The sequence below is a fragment of the Thioalkalivibrio versutus genome (assembly GCF_001999325.1).
Lineage (GTDB): Bacteria > Pseudomonadota > Gammaproteobacteria > Ectothiorhodospirales > Ectothiorhodospiraceae > Thioalkalivibrio > Thioalkalivibrio versutus.
The window spans coordinates 21,129-39,471 of record NZ_MVAR01000037.1 but is presented as its reverse complement, the minus strand read 5'-3'; the positions used below and the strand labels follow the sequence as shown (position 1 = coordinate 39,471).

The following is an 18,343-nucleotide window of genomic DNA, read 5'->3' as shown; positions in this document are numbered from 1 at the left end:
TCCCGGGCGAAATCCGGGTGCCCTTCTTTGGGTACTTTCTTGGGCAAGCAAGAAAGTACCTCGCGGCGCGCTGGCGAGTCAGCGCCCGGCAGGCGGTCGGACGAAGGCACCGTAAACACCCAACGACGAACCGGGGCCAGCCACGACACGGCAGGCGGCGGACCGAAGGCACCGTAAACACCGGAGGACGAACCAGGACCCAGCCACCCACGGACAAGCAGGATCCCCGAGGCCGCAGATGCAAAAGGTGCCGCTGCACGGCACCCGTCGAACCATCACCTTGATCGATCGAGGGTTCGAATCCCGATACGCCAGGGGCTGGAAATGCAAAAGGGGCCAACCTGGCCCCTTTGCTCGAATCTGGCGGAGAGGGAGGGATTCGAACCCTCGATACGGGGTTACCGTATACACACTTTCCAGGCGTGCGCCTTCGACCGCTCGGCCACCTCTCCGTTTTCCGCAACCGCTGGACGGTCACGAAGCGCGGAATCCTAAACCAGGCGCGGCAGCGGCGCAATGGAGGGGACGAAAAACAGCAGCTTGCGGGATCAGGAACCGCCCTTGCCCGGCAGACCGGGAAAAGCGTGGACATTGCCCCCGGCAGTTCCCGCATCGTGAATGCGCGGGGTACCCACTGCCGTGACCTCGTCGATCCGGATCAACGCGTGCATCGGCACATGGAAGCGCTCCACACCCTCGAACTCGGTGCGCAAGCGCTCCTCCGAGGGGTCCACCACCACCTGTGTGCGCTCGCCGAACAGCAGGCCCTCGATGGTGACGAAACCGTAAAGCTCGTCCTGGTAAACGTCACGGGCGTACAGCTCGTACGTTTTTCCGTTGTTCAGGAAATTGATTCGGTACCGCAGATTCTTGTCCATGGGCTCCATCATGGGGGAGCAACCGCAGATTGCAACGGGTTGGCGTTGGTCCGGAGCGCCAGAGTCGGTATGATTCCGGGCGTTATCCGCATGGGTCCCGGCACGCCAACGATGAATTCCTCCCAGGAGCTGCTCGATCATTTGAGCCGCAACAGCTCGCCGTACCAGGATCCGCTCACGCGGATTCGCTGGGATGCGCTGTCTTCGGAGGACTACTGGATCCCGGAAGAGGCCATCTCGCTGTTCGGCACGCCGGAATATTCCGCGCTGTCGGGCGAGCAGAAGCGGCGCCTCTCGCAGTACGAATTTCTCTATTTCATCAGTGGCGCGCTGTGGCTGGAAGGCCTGTTCATGGAACGCATCTCGCGCATCTCCATGCACTCGACCGGCCGCCTGGACCGGCTGAACTACCGCCTGCACGAGCTGCGCGAAGAGGCCGGTCACAGCCTGATGTTCATCGAGTTCATGCGCCGCAGCGGGCTGGAGCTGCCGGAACGGCGCTTCCCGAAACCAAGGCTCGCCACCCTGGTCGGCCGCTTTGCCCCCTTCGAGTCCTCGATCTTCTGGATCGCGGTGATGATCGGCGAGGAGGTCCCGGACCGGATGAACCGTCTGATCCACCAGCGCCGTGACCAGATCAGCCCCACGGTGCATGACGTCGTCTCCACCCACATGATCGACGAAGCGCGCCACATGGCACATGCCCGCGACACGCTGGAAAGCTACCTGGATACCCTTCCGGCCTGGCAGAAGGCGGCCTATCGCCCGCTGATGCGGCGGGTGTTCCGCCAGTTCGTGCACGCCTTCTACTACCCCACGGCGGATATCTACCAGCTCGCGGGCCTGCCCGCGGGCCCTCACTACCGCCGTCTGGCGCGCGACAACCCACGCCGGGCCGCCTTCATCGATACCTGTGTCGACCCCGCACTGCAGATCCTCCGCGCCCAGGGCCTGGTCCTGAACTGGCGATAGGGTCACCATCTCGCCCTGCGCCGGTCGTCGGCTAGCACTGCCTGCACGGCCGATTGGGTATCATCGGGTCATGTTCCCGCACCTCCACCTTCGCCCCCCGAGTTCGACCTGGCGCCAGATCGAGCTCGGCGTGTTCATCGTATTGCTGGTGATGATCGGCCTGCGGGTCTGGTTCCAGCCGCCCTCGGCCCTGCAGCAATTGACCTTCCGCGAGGAACTGCAGGTAGTGCTGGTCGAAGCGCCTTTGGGGCGCTCGGAGCTGGCGGCCACTAATGGCCACGACCAACTGGAACTGGCCCTGCTGCATGGCTTCGCGAAGGAACTGGGCACGCGCATTCGCGTAACCCGCGTGGAGACCGCCGCCGAGGCCCACCGCCGCCTGCGCGAACACCGGGCGGACCTGGCCGCCGGGCTGCTGGTCGACCCCGATGAACCGACGATCGAACGCGGTCCGGAGATCCTCGCCATCCAGCAGGTTCTCGCCTTCTGGCGCGGCAACGAATCCACCGCTGCACTGCCCGCCCTCGCCAGCCTGCCCGCCGGAACCCGACTCGGACTCACCGCACAGTCGCCGCTGCCGGAACGCCTGCGGGCCCATCTGGCCCACGCCGACGCGGCGAGGCAACAGGTATCGGTCCGGGCAGGGGATCCGGAGTCCGAGACCCCGAATCCGGGCCTGTTCGAGACCCTCGGGTACGAGCCGCGAGACCCGCCGGTCGAGCTGGTACCCATCGGGACCGCCGAAGCGCAACGCCAGGCATTGGCCGCGGGCCAAATCGACTATGCCCTGATGAGCTCCCTGGAGTTCGGCCGGCTGCAACGCTTGCATCCCGATCTGCGTACCGCCTATGAATTCGAGCGCGGGGTGGCCGTCACCTGGCTGTTCCCGGCCGGCTTCGACCGCAGCCTGATCGACGCGGCGGAGGCCTACATTGACCGCCTGCGAGGGAACCGTGACCTGGAACTGATGATCGACCGCTACCTGGGCCATCTGGAGACCCACGACCTGGTGGACGCCCTGACCTTCGCCCGGCGCGTGGATAACCAGCTGGATCGCTTTCGCGGCCTGTTCGAACGCGCCGGCGCCGAATACGGCCTGGACTGGCGCTTCATCGCCGCGGTGGCCTACCAGGAGTCTCACTGGAACGCGGAGGCCATCTCCCCCACCGGGGTGCGCGGGCTGATGATGCTGACCCAGAACACCGCGTCCGGCCTCGGCGTCGAGGACCGCACCGATCCGGCATCCAGCGTCGACGGCGGCACCCGCTACCTGCTGGACCTGCGTGAGCGCCTACCGGAACGCATCCCGGAACCGGACCGCACCTGGATGACGCTGGCGGCCTACAACGTGGGGCTGGGGCACCTGCATGACGCCCGGCGCCTGGCCGATGCCAACGGCGACGATCCGGATCGCTGGCTGGACGTAATGCAGTGGCTGCCACGCCTGGCGGAACGCGAATGGCATGAGCAAACCCGCTATGGCTACGCCCGCGGCTGGGAGCCGGTGCTCTACGTGCAGAACATTCGCAGCTATTACGACAAGTTGATCCAGCGCTTCCCCGCAAGCAGCGACCATATCCCCAACGCACCGCAAGTCTACCGTCGCGTCCCGCTATCGCTCTGAAGCGTGGCGGGCGCGGTCAGGGCACGCCCTCGTCTTCCCTGGGCGACGCTGATGAGTCGCGTTGATCCCCAAGTTTCTCGAGACAAGGCGCGCTGTGCGGGCCTTGGCGTCCTGCGATCCGCTGTCCATCCATCAGAACCGAGGCAGGATCGGGAACATGGGACACCCAAACGCACGTGTACATTGATCAGTGTTTCCCTAGAATCCGTACCCCCACACCCTTACCCCCGGACCCAGGCCCATGACCGCTACCACCCGCGCCTCCCTGCGCGCCGCCATCGGACCGGGCCTGCTGATGGCCGGAGCGGCGGTGGGCGTCTCGCATCTGGTCCAGGCCACCCGGGGCGGGGCCGAATACGGTCTGCTGCTGATCCCGATCGTGCTGCTGGCCTGCCTGTTCAAGTACCCCTTCCTGGAATTCGGCCCGCGCTACGCCGCGGCCACCGGACACAACCTGCTCACCGGCTACCACCGCCTTGGCAACTGGGCCCTGGGACTCTATATCGCCGTCACCCTGGGGACGCTGTTCATCATTCAGGCCGTAGTGACGCTGACCACCGCAGGCCTGTTCGCGCTGGTGTTCGGGCTGGACCTGTCGATGGTCGCACTGTCCGCGCTGATCCTGGCCGCCTGTATCGGGTTCCTGATGATCGAGGCCTACAAGGGCCTGGACCTGGGCATGAAGGTCATCATGGCTGCCCTGAGCATCTCCACCGTCGTCGCCGTCGCGCTCGCCTTTCAGGAAGCGCCGGACTGGCAGGCCCTATCCGGCGCACCGGAATGGTCGAACCTGTGGACCCTGGCCGGATTGGCCTTCGTTCTGGCCTTGCTCGGCTGGATGCCGATCCCGCTGGATGTCGCCGCCTGGCACTCGGTCTGGACCCAGGAACGCGCCCGCATGACCGGGCACCATCCCAGCGTGCGCGAGGCGGTCTTCGACTTCCGCCTGGGCTACCTCGGGGCGACCCTGCTGGCGCTTGCATTCATGCTGCTGGGGGCATTGCTGATGTACGGCACCGGCGTCGGTTTCGCCCCGGGGGCCGCCGCCTTTTCGGCGCAGCTGGTGGATCTCTACGCCCACAGCCTGGGCGAGTGGAGCCGATCCCTGATCGCCATCGCGGCACTGACCACCATGTTCTCCACCACCCTGGCGGTCACCGACGCCTATCCGCGGGTCATCATGGCGATCATCCGCACCCTGCGAGAGAACGGCCACCAGGCGCAGGACATGGAACCCGCCCCCCGGGGCGAGCGCGGGCTGGACTGGTGGGGCTATCGCATCGCCCTGCTGATCGTCGCGGCCGGAGCGCTGGCCCTGATCTGGCTGGCCGGCGAGCAGTTCACGCGCTTCGTCGACATCGCCACCACCCTGTCGTTCCTGTCCGCTCCGATCCTCGCCTGGCTCACCTTCCGCGCGGTGATGTCACCGGACGTGCCGGCCGCCGCGAAACCGGGTCCCGGCCTGCGTGGCCTGGCCTGGGCCGGCCTCGTCTTCCTCGGCGGGTTCTCGCTGGCCTGGCTGGTCTGGCGCTTCGGGCTCTGAAGCGCCGGGGCAGCTCGTCAGGCAGCCGGTTCGCTGGCACGCACACAGAATCGCGCCAGGATGGCCACGTCGTGCCGCGCCTGTCCGGCCTCGAGCGCCGCATCCACGGCCTCGCGCACAGGCGTGAGCCCCTCCGTCGCCAGCCCGAGGTCGCGGCTCAGATCGGCGATAATCCCCAGATCCTTGTGGTACAGGCCGACCTGGAACCCGGGCTCGAAGTCGCCGTCCAGCAGGCGCTGCCCGTGCACCTCGAGGATGCGCGAAGAGGCAAACCCGCCCATCAGCGCCTCGCGCACCCGCGCCGGGTCGACACCGGACTGCTCCGCCAGGGCAAAGGCCTCGCCCACCGCGACCAGGGTCTCGCCCACCACCAGCTGGTTGCAGGCCTTGGCGATCTGCCCCGCGCCGCTGTCGCCCACGTGGGTCAGGGTGGAGCCCACCACTTCGAAGATCGGTCGCAGCCTCTCGACAACATCGACCGGCCCGCCCACCATCAGGCTCAGCGTCCCGGCCCGCGCGGGCGATGGCGCGGGTGCGCATCGGGTCGATGGTGCTGTGATCGATCACGATCAGGCCGGGGCGGGCGTGCTCCAGGACCCCGTCCGGCCCCAGCATCAGCGCCTCGACATCCGGCGTATCGGAGACATTCAGCACCAGCACCCTCACGCCGCGAACCAGCTCCGGGAGGCTCGTGCATGGCTGCGCCCCATCCTGCGCGAGTGCTTCCGCCGTCTCCGGCCGGCGCGCCCAGACCTGGACGTCGGCCCCGGCGGCGAGGAGGTTGCGGGTCATGGGCGCCCCCATGATGCCGAGGCCAATGGCCCCGATCGGCTGGAGTTCGGGCGGCAGGCTGGATACGGACATGCGACTCTCCTGGAACAATATCGGGCACAAGGGAAACACCGAGCAATGCAACCACGCGCGCTCGAGTCGCTTCTGCGTGCGAACAAGGCGCGGTGGGCGCAGTGTAGCCGAGCTGCATATGCGACCCGCAACGCCATTCGCGCGCCTGTTTTCATCAACAACGGGCGGCCGAGGCCCTTGGGTTGGTGCCCCAGGTTCCCCGGTGCTGCGTTGCGCCCCGAATAGATCGAGAACGGGCGAGTAGAACCCCTACCCGCCACGCGTCACGCCTAGTCTCGGAAAACCTGGGGCACCCACGCGAGTGGTTACATTGCTGCGTGTTTCCCCAGCAATCCCGTCGAACCCGCGGCACATGGAGGGTGAACCGGATCATGCAACGCGAACACCTGCACGGCTCCCTGCTCGCCTTCACCGGCGTGATGGCGCTCAGCTTCGACGGACTGCTGGTGCGCCTGGCCAACACCCAGGGCATGGATATCGTCTTCTGGCGCGGGTTGCTGATGGCCCTCGCCCTGACCCTGCTGCTGCGGATCCTCGACGGGCGCTGGGCCTGGACCCACCTGCGACTGGGCGGGCGCGATGCCGGCTGGGTCGCGGCCGGGTTCGCGGCGACCACCATCCTGTTCGTACTCGCCATCCTGCACACCACGGTCGCCAACGTGGTGGTCATCCTGGCGGCCTCGCCGCTGTTCGCGGCCGTGTTCTCCGGACTGCTGCTGCGCGAATGGGTGCCACTGCGGACCTGGATCGCCATGCTGATCTGTATCGGCGGGATTGCCGTGGTGTTGGCCGGCTCGCTGGAGGCCGGGGGCTGGCTGGGCGACGCCCTGGCGCTGCTGGCGGCCCTGGTGGTCGGCATCAACCTGACCCTGCTGCGCCGCGCGCCCCGAGTGGACCGGCTGGCCGTGATCGCGGCGGGCGGGATGCTGGCCGCGCTGATCGCATGGCCGCTGGCGACGCCACTCGCGGTCGGGCTCGACAGCCTCGCAGTCCTGGCGATCATGGGCCTCGTCCAGCTCCCCCTGGCGCTGACCCTGATCGCCCTGTCGACCCGCTTTTTGCCGGCCGGCGAGGTAGCCCTGTTCCTGGTGCTGGAGGCGGTGTTCGGCACCCTCTGGGTCTGGCTGTTCCTGGCCGAGGCCCCCGGCACCCTCACGCTACTGGCCGGCGGCCTGGTCCTGCTCACCCTGGCCGTGCATGCAACCTGGGCAATGCACCAATAAAGCTCACTCTAATATTCTAATTTTCGACTTTATATCAAATGCTTATCTTGCATTTGATCGGAATAATCGCCAACGGTTCCCGTCTTACCCATAACCGGACACCAGAGGCATGGACGCCGCCCTGGATCCGGTCTCTGATTGCAACGCGGCATACGCCCCGGGCGTATCGAAAACAAAACACGGGAACAAACGCAGGAGCCCGATCATGAACAAACGCTTCATCCTTCCGCTGGCCATGGCCGCCGCCGTATTCGCCCTGCCGGGTACCGCCCTCGCGGATAGCTACTATTCCGAGCAGAAAGTCGTCTATCACGTGAACCACGACAACGAACAGCGGCAGATCGGCGCGATGCGCAACATCCAGAACCACATCAACGCCGTGGGCGCCGACCGCATGAGCATCAAGGTCGTGATGCACGGCAACGGGCTCAGCCTGCTGCAGCACGCCAAGTCGAACGAGGACCTGAAGGCCTTCGTCGATCAGCTGAAGATGCAGGACGTGGACTTCCAGGTGTGCAACAACACCGTCGTTGGCCGGAACATCGATGTCGCCAACGATCTCTACGACGCGTCCGAGGACGACATCATCCCGAGCGGTGTGGCCCACCTGTCGCACCTGCAGCAGCAGGGCTACACCTACGTGCGTCCGTAATACCCCTGCAGCAAGGACCCGGCGACCGCCATCTCCCGGTCGTCGCTTCGGGCCCGGGTCTCCCGGGCCCTTTTCTTTGTGCAACTAGACTCCTCTCGTAAACCCGCCCTACACGGCACATGACCCTTTTTGTGGCGCTGCAGACGGGAATAGGCGCATGGCTGATGCGTCTTACTCATACCTGTCGATCGCCTTCACCGCGAAGTCCCCGATCGCAGCGCGCCAACCCCGGCGCAAGGCCCCGTGGCGCACCTCAAACCCGCCCGGGTTCGTTGTTGTTTCAGGAGGAACCTGTGCAATGAACGCAATGAAACTGCTCCTTCCCGCCCTGCTCGCCATGGTGCTCGGCATCCCCGGCCTGGCGGCCGCGAGCGACTTCGACTATGGCACGCACAAAGTGATCTACCACGTGAACTACGACGACGAGCGGCGCTACATGGCCGCGATGGGCAACATCCAGAACCATATCAACGCCGTGGGCGCCGACAACATGGAGATCAAGGTGGTGATGCACGGGGACGGCCTCGGGCTGCTGCAAACTGCCAACACCAACGAGAACCTGCGCGGCCGCATCGAGAACCTAAAGATGCAGAACGTGGAGTTCCAGGTCTGTGCGAACACCCTGCGCGGACGCAATATCGCCCTCGAAGAACTCTTCGACGCCTCCGAAGACGACGTAATCCCGAGCGGCGTGGCGCGCATCTCCTGGCTGCAACACCAGGGCTATACCTACAGCCGGCCCTAACAGATTCCGAAAACGTGCCGAAAGATCGGCCCGGATCGCGAGATCCGGGCCTTTTTCATGGCATCACAGGGGGACATTGGGGGTGCCGCCGCGAATCGGTATGGTATGCACTCTCCATCCGCCACGAGTCCCGCCGTGTCCGCCATCCGCATTCAGCAGCTGTACAAGGCGTACGACGGCGTTGCGGTCGTGGACGGCGTGGATCTGGAGATTGCCCCCGGCGAGTTCTTCGGCCTGCTGGGTCCCAACGGTGCTGGCAAGACCACCACCCTGCGCATGCTGCTGGGCATGACGCCGATCGACGGCGGGCAGGTCGAGGTCCTGGGCCTGCCCATGCCGGAAGGCGAACGCGCCGTGCGCGAACGCCTCGGCATCGTGCCCCAGTTCGACACCCTCGATCCCGACTTCACGGTGATCGAGAACATGCGCACCTACGCCGCCTATTTCGGAATGGCCGGGCCGGAGGTGGATTCGCGCATCGACCGGCTACTGGCGCAGGTCAACCTGAACGACAAGCGCGGCGCGCGCATCAATGCCCTGTCCGGCGGCATGAAGCGGCGCCTGACCCTGGCCCGTGCGCTGATCAACGAACCCGAGGTGGTGGTGCTGGACGAGCCCACCACCGGTCTCGACCCGCAGGCCCGGCATCATCTGTGGCGCCAGCTTCGGGCGCTGCGCGCCTCGGGCGTCACCCTCGTGCTGACCACCCACTACATGGAAGAGGCCGAGGAACTGTGCGACCGCATCGCGATCATCGACCACGGCCGCATCATCGCCTGTGATGCCCCGAGCCGGCTGATCGCGGAACACATCGAGCCCTGGGTCCTGACCGTTGGCGGCACGGACGCCGGCGAGGTCCTGCAGCGCGAGCTGGGCCCGAAGGACCGGGCCCACCAGGTCGCCGACACCTGGCTGGTCTACACCGCCGAGCCGGACCGGCTGCGCGAGCGCCTGCGCGCGCTCGGCCACGAGCCCACCCTGCGCGAGGCGGATCTGGAAGACGTCTTCCTGAAACTCACCGGCCACGAGCTGAGGGACTGAGCCCATGTCCGGCGACCACCCCATCCTGCCCCGCCCCAGCCTGCGCTTCGTCGCCGTCTGGCGGCGCAACCTTCTGGTCTGGCGCAAGCTGATCGTGCCCTCAATGCTGGGCAATTTCGGCGAACCGATCCTGTATCTGCTGGCCTTCGGCTACGGCTTCGGCAGCCTGGTGGGCGATCTCGACGGCATGCGCTACATGGTGTTCATCGCCTCGGGCATCATCTGCTCCTCCGCGATGTTCACCGCCAGCTTCGAGGGCATGTATTCCGCCTACACCCGCATGGCGGAACAGAACACCTGGCTGGGCATGCTGGCCACCCCGCTCACGCTGGACGACATCGTCTTCGCCGAGGCCGTCTGGGCCGCGACCAAGGGCCTGATCAGCGCCATTACCATCCTGATCGTCGCCAGCGTGCTGGGGCTGGTGGCCGATGCCCGCGCCCTGCTCGCGCTGCCGGTGATCTTCCTCGCCGCGTTCACCTTCGGCGCGCTGGCCCTGGTCATCACCGCCCTGGCGCGCAGCTACGACTTCTTCCTCTACTACTTCACCCTGGCCGTCACGCCGATGTTGCTGCTGTCCGGGGTGTTCTTTCCGCTGACCGAACTGCCCGGCTGGGTGCAGGGCCTGGCCCTGGCCCTGCCACTGGCGCATGTACTGGAGATCGTGCGTCCGCTGATGACCGGCACCTGGCCCGCGGCCTGGCTGCCGCACCTGGCCGTGATTACCGCCTACGGCGGGAGCGCCATCATCCTGGCCACCTACCTGATCCGCCGGCGCCTGCTGCGCTGAACGCCGCGAGTCTCCAGTCCCGCTCCGGCACGGCACCCGGTTGTGCCAGAATGTCGGGCTTCCCAGCCAGCCCGAGCCCACGATGACCGAGTCTCCCTCCGGCGAACCGATTGCCCCCTTCGACCCGACGGCCGACCACCGCGAGTATCTGGCCACGGCCGCCGGCGGGCTCGCCCCGCTGGTCGCTCGCGAGCTGGAGGGATTCGGTGCCCTGGACCTGCGCGAAGACCGCGCCGGCATCCACTTTCACGCGGATCTCGCCACGCTGTACCGCTGCCTGCTCGGCAGCCGCGTGGCCAGCCGCATCCTGCTGCCGCTGGTACGCTTCGACGAACCCGACGGCGATGCCTGCTACGTCGCCAGCCGGGCCCTGGACTGGCCCGCCCTGTTCGGGCTCGACGCCACCTTTGCGGTGGATGTGACCGGCAAGAGTTCGCACATCGGGCATACCCATTTCGCCGGGGTGCGCGTGAAGGATGGCATCGCCGACGCCTTCCGCGACGCCACCGGCGAACGCCCCGACGTGGACGCCGCCGATCCGGACGTGCGCGTGCTGCTGCAACTGCAGGGCCGACAGGCCCAGATCAGCCTGGACCTCGGCAACGGTGGCCTGCACCGTCGCGGCTATCGCGGCAGCGGCGGCGAGGCCCCGCTACGCGAGAACCTCGCCGCCGCGCTGCTGATGCGTGCCGGCTGGCCGGAACACCTGGAGACCCATCCCGACGCGCAGTTCCTCGACCCCTTCTGCGGCAGCGGCACCCTGGTGATCGAAGCCGCCCTGATGGCCACCCGTACCGCCCCCGGCCTGCTGCGCGAGGGTTTCCGCCCCCACGGCTGGTCCGGCCACGATGCCGGGCTCTGGGACCGCTGCGTGGCCGAGGCGCGGGACGCGGTGCGCCCCTGGCAGGGCCCGCCGCTGCGGGGCAGCGACCGCGACCGGGGGGCGGTGGCCGCCGCCCGCAAGGCGGCCCAGACCGCCGGCGTGCGCGACTGCACGCGCTTCGAGCAGGCCGAGGCCCTGACCCTGGAGCCCCCGGCCGACCACGGCATGCTGGTCAGCAACCCGCCCTACGGCGAGCGCATCGGCAACACCCCGGAACTGATCAAGCTCTACAGCCTGCTGGGCGAGCGCCTGCGCAGCGCCTTCGGCGGCTGGCATGTCGCCCTGCTGGTGGCGGACACCACCGACTCGCAACGCCTGGGCCTGCGCGCCAGCCACAAGCACCGCTTCTACAACGGCACCCTTGCCTGCCACCTGCTGCAGTTCGAGATCCATCGGCGCGACGAGCCGGCCGCGGCCCCGGCGCCGGATTTCGCCAACCGCCTGCAGAAGAACCTGCGTCACCTGGCTCGCTGGGCGCGGCGCCAGGAGATCACCTGCTATCGCATCTACGACACGGATCTGGCCGAATACCCCCTGCAGATCGACCGCTACGAGGCCGAGGACGGCACGGTTCACCTGCATGTGCAGGAGTTTGCCGCGCCCGCCAGCGTCGATCCCGCACGCGCCGAGGCGCGTCTGCGCGGCGCACTGGCCGCGATGCTGGAGGTTACCGGCGTCGAGCCCGCCCACCTGCATTACAAGCAGCGCCGGGCACAGAAGGGACGCTCGCAGTACCAGCGCGCGGAGACCGCCCAGCCCGCTCCGTTTCCGGTGCACGAGCACGGCTGCCGCCTGTGGGTCGACCTGGATGCCTACCTCGACAGCGGGCTGTTCCTGGACCACCGGCCGATGCGACTGCGCCTGCAACAGGAATGCCGTGGCCTGCGCCTGCTGAATCTGTTCTGCTACACCGCCGCGGTCAGCGTGCATGCCGCGGTGGGCGGCGCACGCCAGACCGTATCAGTCGATCTGTCCAACACCTACCTGGAGTGGGCCGAGGACAACTTCCGCGCCAACGGTCTGGAGGCCGAGATCCGCGATGGCCGCAGCCGGCGCCAGCCCGGCACCCACGCCCTGCTGCGCGAGGACGTGATCCACTGGCTGGAAGGGGCCACGGACACCCCCGGCATGGTGTTCGAGCGGATCTTCCTGGACCCGCCCACCTTCTCCAACTCCAAGCGCACCGAGGACGACTTCGAGGTGCAGCGCGACCATGCCCACCTGATCCTCCTGGCCGCGCGCCTGCTCACCCCGGATGGCGTGCTCTACTTCTCCACCAACCGCCGCCGCTTCGAGCTGGACCACGAGGCCCTGACCGGACTCGAGGCCCGCGACATCACGCGCGAGACGCTGGACGAGGACTACCGACGCCCGCCCCCGCCCCATCGTTGCTGGGCCATCACGCACGCAGGCCGCGGCTAGAGGGGCTGGCCGCCGAGGGCAACGGCGCCCAGCCCTGCACAGGGCACACACACAAAAACGCCCCGGGAAACCCCGGGGCGTTTTGTCTTCACCGTGTCACGATCAACGCGGTGGGTAGAAGGTTTCCAGGTAATCCAGGATCTCCTCCTCCACTTCGGGGGAGAACTCCCAGAGCCCCTGGGTGTCCTGCATCCAGCGGATCTGTTCCAGCCAGATCTTGCGCGTGTACCCACGGCTGGTGAACAACCGGGCCGAGTGACATACCGTGCAATTGTTCTTGACCGTATCGAATCCCGGGGCCTTGATCAGCCCGGTTTCCGAGTCGGTCTTGTACTCCTCGGCAGCCTCGACGTGGTCGCCCGACAATGCAGGCGCCCCCCAGAGGAGGCCGAGGATGGCCGGCAACAACAGGACCATCTTCGGCTTCATTGGTGCTCCTTACGCTTTGACGCGGACATCGATGTGGTGGGCCTTGTTGTTGCCGTAGCCCCGCGGGTTCCAGCCCGGCAGCACCATCGGCTGACGATCGCCCTTGCTGTTGGTGGCCACGGCCCACACCTGATGGAAACCGGGTTCGGAGAACTCGATATCCGCTTCCCAGGTCTGCCAGGCGAACTTGTTCACCGGACGCTTCAGGTCGGCCTTCTGCCAGGTCACCCCGAAGTCGGTCGAGACATGAAGCTCCTCGACATCGCCGTGACCATCCCAGGCCTTGCCCGCAACCTTCAGCGTACTGCCAACGGAGGTCTCGGCACCGGTCTGCGGATAGGTGATCAGGGACTTCACCGGCATTTCCTCGAGGACGACCATGTCCTCGTTCGGGACGTCGGCACCCGGCTCCACCGGATGACGCGGTACGCGATAGCTGTGGCCGGTCATGCCCTGACCGTCATGCTCGCGATCACGGACGAGGATCTCGGTCAGCCACTTGCCGCTGGCGGAACCCGGGAAGCCCGGGGTGATCAGGCGCAGCGGATAGCCGTGCTGTTCCGGGATGTCTTCACCATTCATCGCCCAGACAATGAGGGTCTCGTCTTCCACGGCCTTGCGCATGGGGCAGCCACGCGACAGCGCATCCAGATCATCACGGCCGCTCAGGTGCGCGTCACCCGCCTTGAAGCCAATGTACTCGGCTTTGTCGGCGTCGTAACCGACGTCTTCCAGCACGTCGCGCAGACGCACACCCGTCCAGGTCGGGCAGCCGACCGCACCGAGATCCCACTGGTTACCGCGCGGGGACGGCTCGAACGCGGCACGCCCGTTGCCACCACACTCGATCCAGATCTGCAGGGTGTGGTGCTCGAACTTCTCCTTGAGGTCCGCGATGGTGTAGGACTTCTCCTCGTTCGCCGCTTCGCCGTGGACCGTCAGGGTCCATGCAGATGCGTCGATCCCGGCCTTCTCCGGAGGAACGCCGTTGTTGCGGATGAACATATTGGGGAACGGGGTCACTTCGTCGTGCAGCAGGTGCGGCGGCAGTTCACCGTTGATCGGGCGGTCATTCAGCCAGATGAAGCCGTCCACCTTGCCATCCACGTGGAAGCCCTCGATGCCGGCGGCCACGGCACTGGACAGGGTGCTGCGCTGGAACATGGTCTGCATGGCGGTTTCCGCGCCCAGACCCATCACGGCCAGGGCGGCACCGCCCTTGCCCAGGCGACCCAGGAAACCGCGACGGGCGGCGCCCGTCTCGGTCAGCTGTTCGGTCTCCCGGGTTTCTTCTTCGGACTTGCGGTCCATCTCGGAACCATCGTTCTTGTGGTCAGTCATTTGCCTGCCTCCGGCTTGTTCTCGGAACAAAATCTCATGTACTGCCCCTCTCTCCCTGGGACAGCCACTTGGAGTTGTAGCAAACGCCTTCAAAGCCTGCAATAAAAAATGGGGATTTTTTACAAGATCCAGAAACTTCTACATAACGCCTGTATTCGATCATCGATATGCGGTGTAGAATAGGGCCCCATTGGATCTCGCAACTTGCTGATCACAGGCTTTTATTAACCCTTTTTAATATAAACGGAAGCTACACAATGAAGATCACTTTTTGTAATTCCGCATATTCCGGTTTTATTATATTTACAGTGGCGCTGATCGGCTCGTTGCTCGCAGGCGGCATTGCCAGCGCGGAGCCCGCAGCATCCATCGAGATCCACGAAATCGAAGCCGGCGAAGGACCCGGGATCGTGCGGCATGACACGGCCATCCTGCATTACACCGGGTCGCTGGAAGAGGACGGGAGCGTGTTCGATTCCAGCCGCGAGTCCGGCGCGCCATTTGCGCTCACGCTGGGCGCGGGCCAGGTGATCCCGGGCTTCGAACAGGGCGTGATGGGCATGCGCGAAGGCGGCAAGCGCGAGATCGTCATCCCGCCGGAACTCGGCTATGGCGAACGCGGGGCCGGCAACATCATCCCGTCCAACGCGACCCTGCGCTTCGAGGTCGAGATCCTCGACGTCGAACGCGCGCCCTTTAGCGGCCTGGACAACGAAGGCCTGGCCGAGAAGATCCGCGAGGGCGCAACCATCGTCGACATCCGCCGTCCGGACGAATGGGCGGAGACCGGCGTGATCGAGGGCAGCTACCGCATTACCGCCTTCGACGAGAATGGCGAGCTCAACCCGACCTTTGGCGAGCAGTTCACCAACCTGGTCAAGCCGGACGAGGAAGTCGTGCTGATCTGCCGCGTAGGCAACCGCACCGGCGCCCTCGCCCGCGCTTTGGCCGACGGCCTTGGCTACGAGAACGTCTACAACGTGACCGACGGCATCATGGAATGGCTGGACGACGACCGCCTGGTGCAGCAGGACTGCCCGGAAACCACCGAAACGGCCCAGTGCTGATCTCAGAGTGAGTGCGTCGGGGGTGCCGGCTCCGGATCCGGATCGGCATCCCCGTCATCGAAATCGAGATGCGGGCTCGTGCCCGGACCGGCGTCTTCTTTCGCGTCCGGTGGCGACAGGCTAAGGCCCGCGTCGGAGGCCACATCCGCGAGGTCGCGGATCTGATCCAGCGGCGGCAGTTCCTCCAGGCGCTGCAGGCCCAGGTCGTCGAGGAAGCTGCGGGTGGTCGCGTACAGCGCGGGGCGGCCCGGCACCTCCTTGTGCCCCACCACCCGTACCCACTCGCGTTCCTGCAGCGTGCGCATGATCCCGGTACTGACTGCCACCCCGCGCACGGCCTCGATCTCGGCGCGGGTGACCGGCTGGCGATAGGCGATGATCGCCAGCGTCTCCAGCAGGGCCCGTGACAGCCGCGCCGGGCGCTCGGGCTGAGCCGCCCGAACGGCCGCGGAGAAGCGCGAACGCACGCGGAAGCGATACCCGCCAGCGGAGCGCACCAGCTCGATCGCACGATCGTTATAGCGTTCCTGCAGACGACCAAGCGCCCGTTCCAGCAAGGCCTGATCGATCTCGCCAAGGTCCTCGCAGGCAGCCTTCAGGTCGCGCGGCCCCACCGGTTCCGCGGCCGCAAACAGCACGGCCTCCACCGCAAGCTCGACGGCCCGCAACTGCGCGTCATCAACGGCCGCGGCAGACACCTGCACATCCGATACAGTGGTTACGCTCACGCCGATTCTCCCCCTTCGTCTCCCACGGGCGCCCCACGCCGGCGCAACCGGATAGGGCTGTAGGGTTCGCTCTGGCCCCACTCGATCAGGCCGGCCTTGGTCAGCTCCAGCACCGCCAGGAACGACACCACGACTCCCTGGCGCCCCTCGGTAGCCAGAAGCAGGGTCACGAAATCGGTGAAGCGTTCGGGATGCAGGCTGTCGAGGATGTTCGACATGCGTTCGCGCACCGACAGCTGCTCGGTGGAGACATGATGGTGCGCCATCAGACTCGCACGGTGCATCACCGCCGCCAGTGCCTCCATGAGCTCGTCCAGCGTCGGCCCGGGCGGCGGTGGGCCCTCGAGCGCCTCGACGCTGGCGCCGGCGGCGAACACATCGCGATCCATGCGCGGGAGGGCATCCACTCGTTCGGCGGCGATCTTGAACTGTTCGTATTCCTGCAGCTGCCGGATCAGCGCCATGCGCGGGTCGGCATCCTCGTCTGCCTCGGCCTCCTTCGGCCGCGGCAGGAGCATGCGCGACTTGATCTCGGCCAGCAGGGCGGCCATCACCAGATACTCCCCCGCCAGCTCCAGGCGCAGGGCCTGCATTACCTCGATATAGCCCATGTACTGCCGAGTGATCTCGGCGATGGGGATCGACAGGATGTCGAGGTTCTGGCGACGGATCAGGTACAGCAACAGATCCAGCGGCCCCTCGAAGGAGTCGAGAAAGACCTCCAGGGCGTCGGGCGGGATATAGAGATCGGCCGGCAGCTCCGCCACCGGCTCGCCATGCACACGATAAAGCACCTCCCCGTGCGCGCCGGTCTCGACGGTCGCGGGGCGCTCGAGGTCGTCGCTCGAGTCAGCGTACGGGTCCATGCCTCAGACTCTGGCTCATCGCAGGTAGTCCAGGCCCATGGCCCGGCGCACCTCTTCCAGGGTCTCGCGGGCCTCTTCGCGGGCGGCCTCGGAGCCCTCGACGATGATGGAGCGCACCAGCGCCGGATCCTCGGCGTATTCCTTCGCGCGTTGCTGGATGGGTTCCAGCTCGGCCTGCACCGCCTCGATCAGCGGGCGCTTGCAGTCGAGGCAGCCGATGCCCGCCGTGGTGCAGCCGGCGTGCAGCTCCTCGCGCTGGCTCGCGTCGGTGTAGACCTTGTGCAGATCCCATACCGGACACTTTTCCGGATCCCCCGGATCGGTGCGCCGCACCCGCGCGGGGTCCGTCGGCATGGTACGGATCAGGCTCTCCACCTCGGCCGGCTCGGTGCGCAGGCTGATGGTGTTGCCGTAGCTCTTGGACATCTTGCGCCCGTCCAGGCCCGGCATCTTCGAGGCCGGGGTCAGGCGCGGCTGCGGCTCCGGCAGGATGATCTTGCCGCCACCCTCGAGGTAGCCGAACAGGCGCTCGCGATCCCCCAGCGAGATGTTCTGCTGCGAATCGAGCATGGCCCGGGCAACCTCCAGCGACTCTTCCTCGCCCTGCTCCTGAAACCGCTTGCGCAGGTCGCGGTAGCGCTTGGCGGCCTTCTTGCCCATCTTGTCGGCGGCCGCCTCGGCCTTCTCGGCAAAGCCGGGCTCGCGGCCGTAGAGGTGATTGAAGCGCCGCGCGATCTCGCGCGTGACCTCCAGGTGCGATACCTGGTCCTCGCCCACCGGGACCATGCCGGCGCGGTAGGCCAGCACGTCGGCGCTCTGCAGCACCGGATAGCCGAGGAATCCGTAGGTCGCCAGGTCCTTCTCGCGCAGCTGCTCCTGCTGATCCTTGTAGGTCGGTACCCGCTCCAGCCAGCCGAGCGGGGTAATCATCGACAACAGCAGATGCAGCTCGGCGTGCTCCGGCACGCGCGACTGCACGAACAGCGTAGCGGAACCCGGGCTCACTCCGGCCGCCAGCCAGTCGATGACCATCTCGGTCACGTGCTGCTGCAGGTCACCCGGATCCTCGTAATGGGTGGTCAGCGCATGCCAGTCGGCGACGAAGAAGAAGCACTCGTAGTTGTGCTGCAACTCGATCCAGTTCTTCAGCACACCGTGGTAGTGGCCCAGATGCAGGCGCCCGGTGGGGCGCATGCCGGAGATCACGCGCTGGTTGGTACCCTGGTTACTGCTCACGGAATCTATCCCTTCCTCTCAGAATAAAACGGGCGCGTC

At 66.5% G+C, this 18,343-nt stretch carries 16 protein-coding genes, 1 tRNA gene and 1 pseudogene; 10 read left to right on the top strand and 8 right to left on the bottom strand.

Annotation, left to right across the window (positions count from 1 at the left end; genetic code table 11):
• Window positions 1-361: 361 nt before the first annotated feature.
• A tRNA-Ser gene (locus B0684_RS12315) sits at window positions 362-452 on the bottom strand.
• A gap of 96 nt (window positions 453-548) precedes the next feature.
• Window positions 549-878, bottom strand: coding sequence for a DUF1820 family protein (locus B0684_RS12310; protein ID WP_018144371.1), 330 nt, complete (start codon window positions 876-878; stop codon window positions 549-551).
• Between the two features lie 111 nt (window positions 879-989).
• Between B0684_RS12310 and B0684_RS12305 the strand changes: the two genes are divergently transcribed.
• The 3 genes from B0684_RS12305 (at window position 990) to B0684_RS12295 (ending at window position 5,017) form a co-directional block, all read left to right on the top strand.
• Window positions 990-1,850 (top strand): diiron oxygenase, encoded by an 861-nt coding sequence (locus B0684_RS12305; protein WP_018649827.1) that lies wholly within the window; start codon window positions 990-992, stop codon window positions 1,848-1,850.
• A 70-nt stretch (window positions 1,851-1,920) separates the two neighbouring features.
• Complete coding sequence (mltF, locus tag B0684_RS12300) at window positions 1,921-3,474, top strand: membrane-bound lytic murein transglycosylase MltF (RefSeq protein ID WP_018168576.1); 1,554 nt, start codon at window positions 1,921-1,923, stop codon at window positions 3,472-3,474.
• Between the two features lie 241 nt (window positions 3,475-3,715).
• A complete protein-coding gene (locus tag B0684_RS12295; RefSeq protein WP_018168575.1) occupies window positions 3,716-5,017 on the top strand; it encodes an NRAMP family divalent metal transporter in 1,302 nt (433 codons plus the stop codon).
• A 17-nt stretch (window positions 5,018-5,034) separates the two neighbouring features.
• Here B0684_RS12295 and B0684_RS12290 read toward each other — a convergent pair.
• Window positions 5,035-5,881: pseudogene (locus tag B0684_RS12290) on the bottom strand (NAD(P)-dependent oxidoreductase).
• 371 nt (window positions 5,882-6,252) lie between these two features.
• Here B0684_RS12290 and B0684_RS12285 point away from each other — a divergent pair.
• The 6 genes from B0684_RS12285 to rlmKL all read left to right on the top strand — a co-directional run bounded on the left by B0684_RS12285 (window position 6,253) and on the right by rlmKL (window position 12,637).
• Window positions 6,253-7,104 carry a DMT family transporter gene (locus tag B0684_RS12285; RefSeq protein WP_018168573.1) on the top strand — a complete coding sequence of 284 codons (852 nt, stop codon included), beginning with the start codon at window positions 6,253-6,255 and terminating at the stop codon, window positions 7,102-7,104.
• A gap of 205 nt (window positions 7,105-7,309) precedes the next feature.
• The gene (locus B0684_RS12280) at window positions 7,310-7,756 is read left to right on the top strand and encodes a DsrE family protein (protein WP_018168571.1); all 447 of its coding nucleotides are present in this window, start codon (window positions 7,310-7,312) and stop codon (window positions 7,754-7,756) included.
• Between the two features lie 298 nt (window positions 7,757-8,054).
• A complete protein-coding gene (locus B0684_RS12275) occupies window positions 8,055-8,501 on the top strand; it encodes a DsrE family protein (protein WP_018649826.1) in 447 nt (148 codons plus the stop codon).
• 135 nt (window positions 8,502-8,636) lie between these two features.
• The gene (locus tag B0684_RS12270; protein ID WP_018168569.1) at window positions 8,637-9,542 is read left to right on the top strand and encodes an ABC transporter ATP-binding protein; all 906 of its coding nucleotides are present in this window, start codon (window positions 8,637-8,639) and stop codon (window positions 9,540-9,542) included.
• Between the two features lie 4 nt (window positions 9,543-9,546).
• Window positions 9,547-10,332: an ABC transporter permease gene (locus tag B0684_RS12265; RefSeq protein WP_018168568.1), complete on the top strand. Its 786-nt coding sequence runs from the start codon at window positions 9,547-9,549 to the stop codon at window positions 10,330-10,332.
• 82 nt (window positions 10,333-10,414) lie between these two features.
• Entirely contained in the window at window positions 10,415-12,637 is a 2,223-nt protein-coding gene (gene rlmKL / locus B0684_RS12260; protein ID WP_018168567.1) for a bifunctional 23S rRNA (guanine(2069)-N(7))-methyltransferase RlmK/23S rRNA (guanine(2445)-N(2))-methyltransferase RlmL, read from the top strand.
• A gap of 102 nt (window positions 12,638-12,739) precedes the next feature.
• Here rlmKL and B0684_RS12255 read toward each other — a convergent pair whose 3' ends face one another.
• Window positions 12,740-13,066, bottom strand: a complete 327-nt coding sequence (locus tag B0684_RS12255) for a hypothetical protein (protein WP_018168566.1) — start codon at window positions 13,064-13,066, stop codon at window positions 12,740-12,742.
• A 9-nt stretch (window positions 13,067-13,075) separates the two neighbouring features.
• Window positions 13,076-14,407, bottom strand: coding sequence for a sulfite oxidase (locus tag B0684_RS12250; RefSeq protein ID WP_018168565.1), 1,332 nt, complete (start codon window positions 14,405-14,407; stop codon window positions 13,076-13,078).
• 257 nt (window positions 14,408-14,664) lie between these two features.
• Here B0684_RS12250 and B0684_RS12245 point away from each other — a divergent pair, with 257 nt between their 5' ends.
• Window positions 14,665-15,474 carry an FKBP-type peptidyl-prolyl cis-trans isomerase gene (locus tag B0684_RS12245; RefSeq protein ID WP_018649825.1) on the top strand — a complete coding sequence of 270 codons (810 nt, stop codon included), beginning with the start codon at window positions 14,665-14,667 and terminating at the stop codon, window positions 15,472-15,474.
• 2 nt (window positions 15,475-15,476) lie between these two features.
• Here B0684_RS12245 and scpB read toward each other — a convergent pair whose 3' ends face one another.
• From scpB to B0684_RS12230, 3 genes are read right to left on the bottom strand one after another with little or no spacing between them, the layout of a single operon-like run.
• Complete coding sequence (scpB, locus tag B0684_RS12240) at window positions 15,477-16,202, bottom strand: SMC-Scp complex subunit ScpB (protein WP_018168563.1); 726 nt, start codon at window positions 16,200-16,202, stop codon at window positions 15,477-15,479.
• On the bottom strand, window positions 16,199-17,068 hold the full coding sequence (locus B0684_RS12235) for a segregation and condensation protein A (RefSeq protein ID WP_018168562.1): 870 nt from the start codon (window positions 17,066-17,068) through the stop codon (window positions 16,199-16,201). The genes scpB and B0684_RS12235 overlap by 4 nt, the downstream gene beginning before the upstream one ends.
• Window positions 17,069-17,083: 15 nt before the next feature.
• Window positions 17,084-18,304: a tryptophan--tRNA ligase gene (locus B0684_RS12230; protein ID WP_018144387.1), complete on the bottom strand. Its 1,221-nt coding sequence runs from the start codon at window positions 18,302-18,304 to the stop codon at window positions 17,084-17,086.
• Window positions 18,305-18,343 lie beyond the last annotated feature (39 nt).

Bases quoted from the DNA above. Each gene is read 5' to 3' on its own strand.
- B0684_RS12310 (WP_018144371.1), bottom strand. From the start codon at position 878: ATGGACAAGAATCTGCGGTACCGAATCAATTTCCTGAACAACGGAAAA.
- B0684_RS12305 (WP_018649827.1), top strand. From the start codon at position 990: ATGAATTCCTCCCAGGAGCTGCTCGATCATTTGAGCCGCAACAGCTCG.
- mltF (WP_018168576.1), top strand. From the start codon at position 1,921: ATGTTCCCGCACCTCCACCTTCGCCCCCCGAGTTCGACCTGGCGCCAG.
- B0684_RS12295 (WP_018168575.1), top strand. From the start codon at position 3,716: ATGACCGCTACCACCCGCGCCTCCCTGCGCGCCGCCATCGGACCGGGC.
- B0684_RS12285 (WP_018168573.1), top strand. From the start codon at position 6,253: ATGCAACGCGAACACCTGCACGGCTCCCTGCTCGCCTTCACCGGCGTG.
- B0684_RS12280 (WP_018168571.1), top strand. From the start codon at position 7,310: ATGAACAAACGCTTCATCCTTCCGCTGGCCATGGCCGCCGCCGTATTC.
- B0684_RS12275 (WP_018649826.1), top strand. From the start codon at position 8,055: ATGAACGCAATGAAACTGCTCCTTCCCGCCCTGCTCGCCATGGTGCTC.
- B0684_RS12265 (WP_018168568.1), top strand. From the start codon at position 9,547: ATGTCCGGCGACCACCCCATCCTGCCCCGCCCCAGCCTGCGCTTCGTC.
- rlmKL (WP_018168567.1), top strand. From the start codon at position 10,415: ATGACCGAGTCTCCCTCCGGCGAACCGATTGCCCCCTTCGACCCGACG.
- B0684_RS12255 (WP_018168566.1), bottom strand. From the start codon at position 13,066: ATGAAGCCGAAGATGGTCCTGTTGTTGCCGGCCATCCTCGGCCTCCTC.
- B0684_RS12250 (WP_018168565.1), bottom strand. From the start codon at position 14,407: ATGACTGACCACAAGAACGATGGTTCCGAGATGGACCGCAAGTCCGAA.
- B0684_RS12245 (WP_018649825.1), top strand. From the start codon at position 14,665: ATGAAGATCACTTTTTGTAATTCCGCATATTCCGGTTTTATTATATTT.
- B0684_RS12235 (WP_018168562.1), bottom strand. From the start codon at position 17,068: ATGGACCCGTACGCTGACTCGAGCGACGACCTCGAGCGCCCCGCGACC.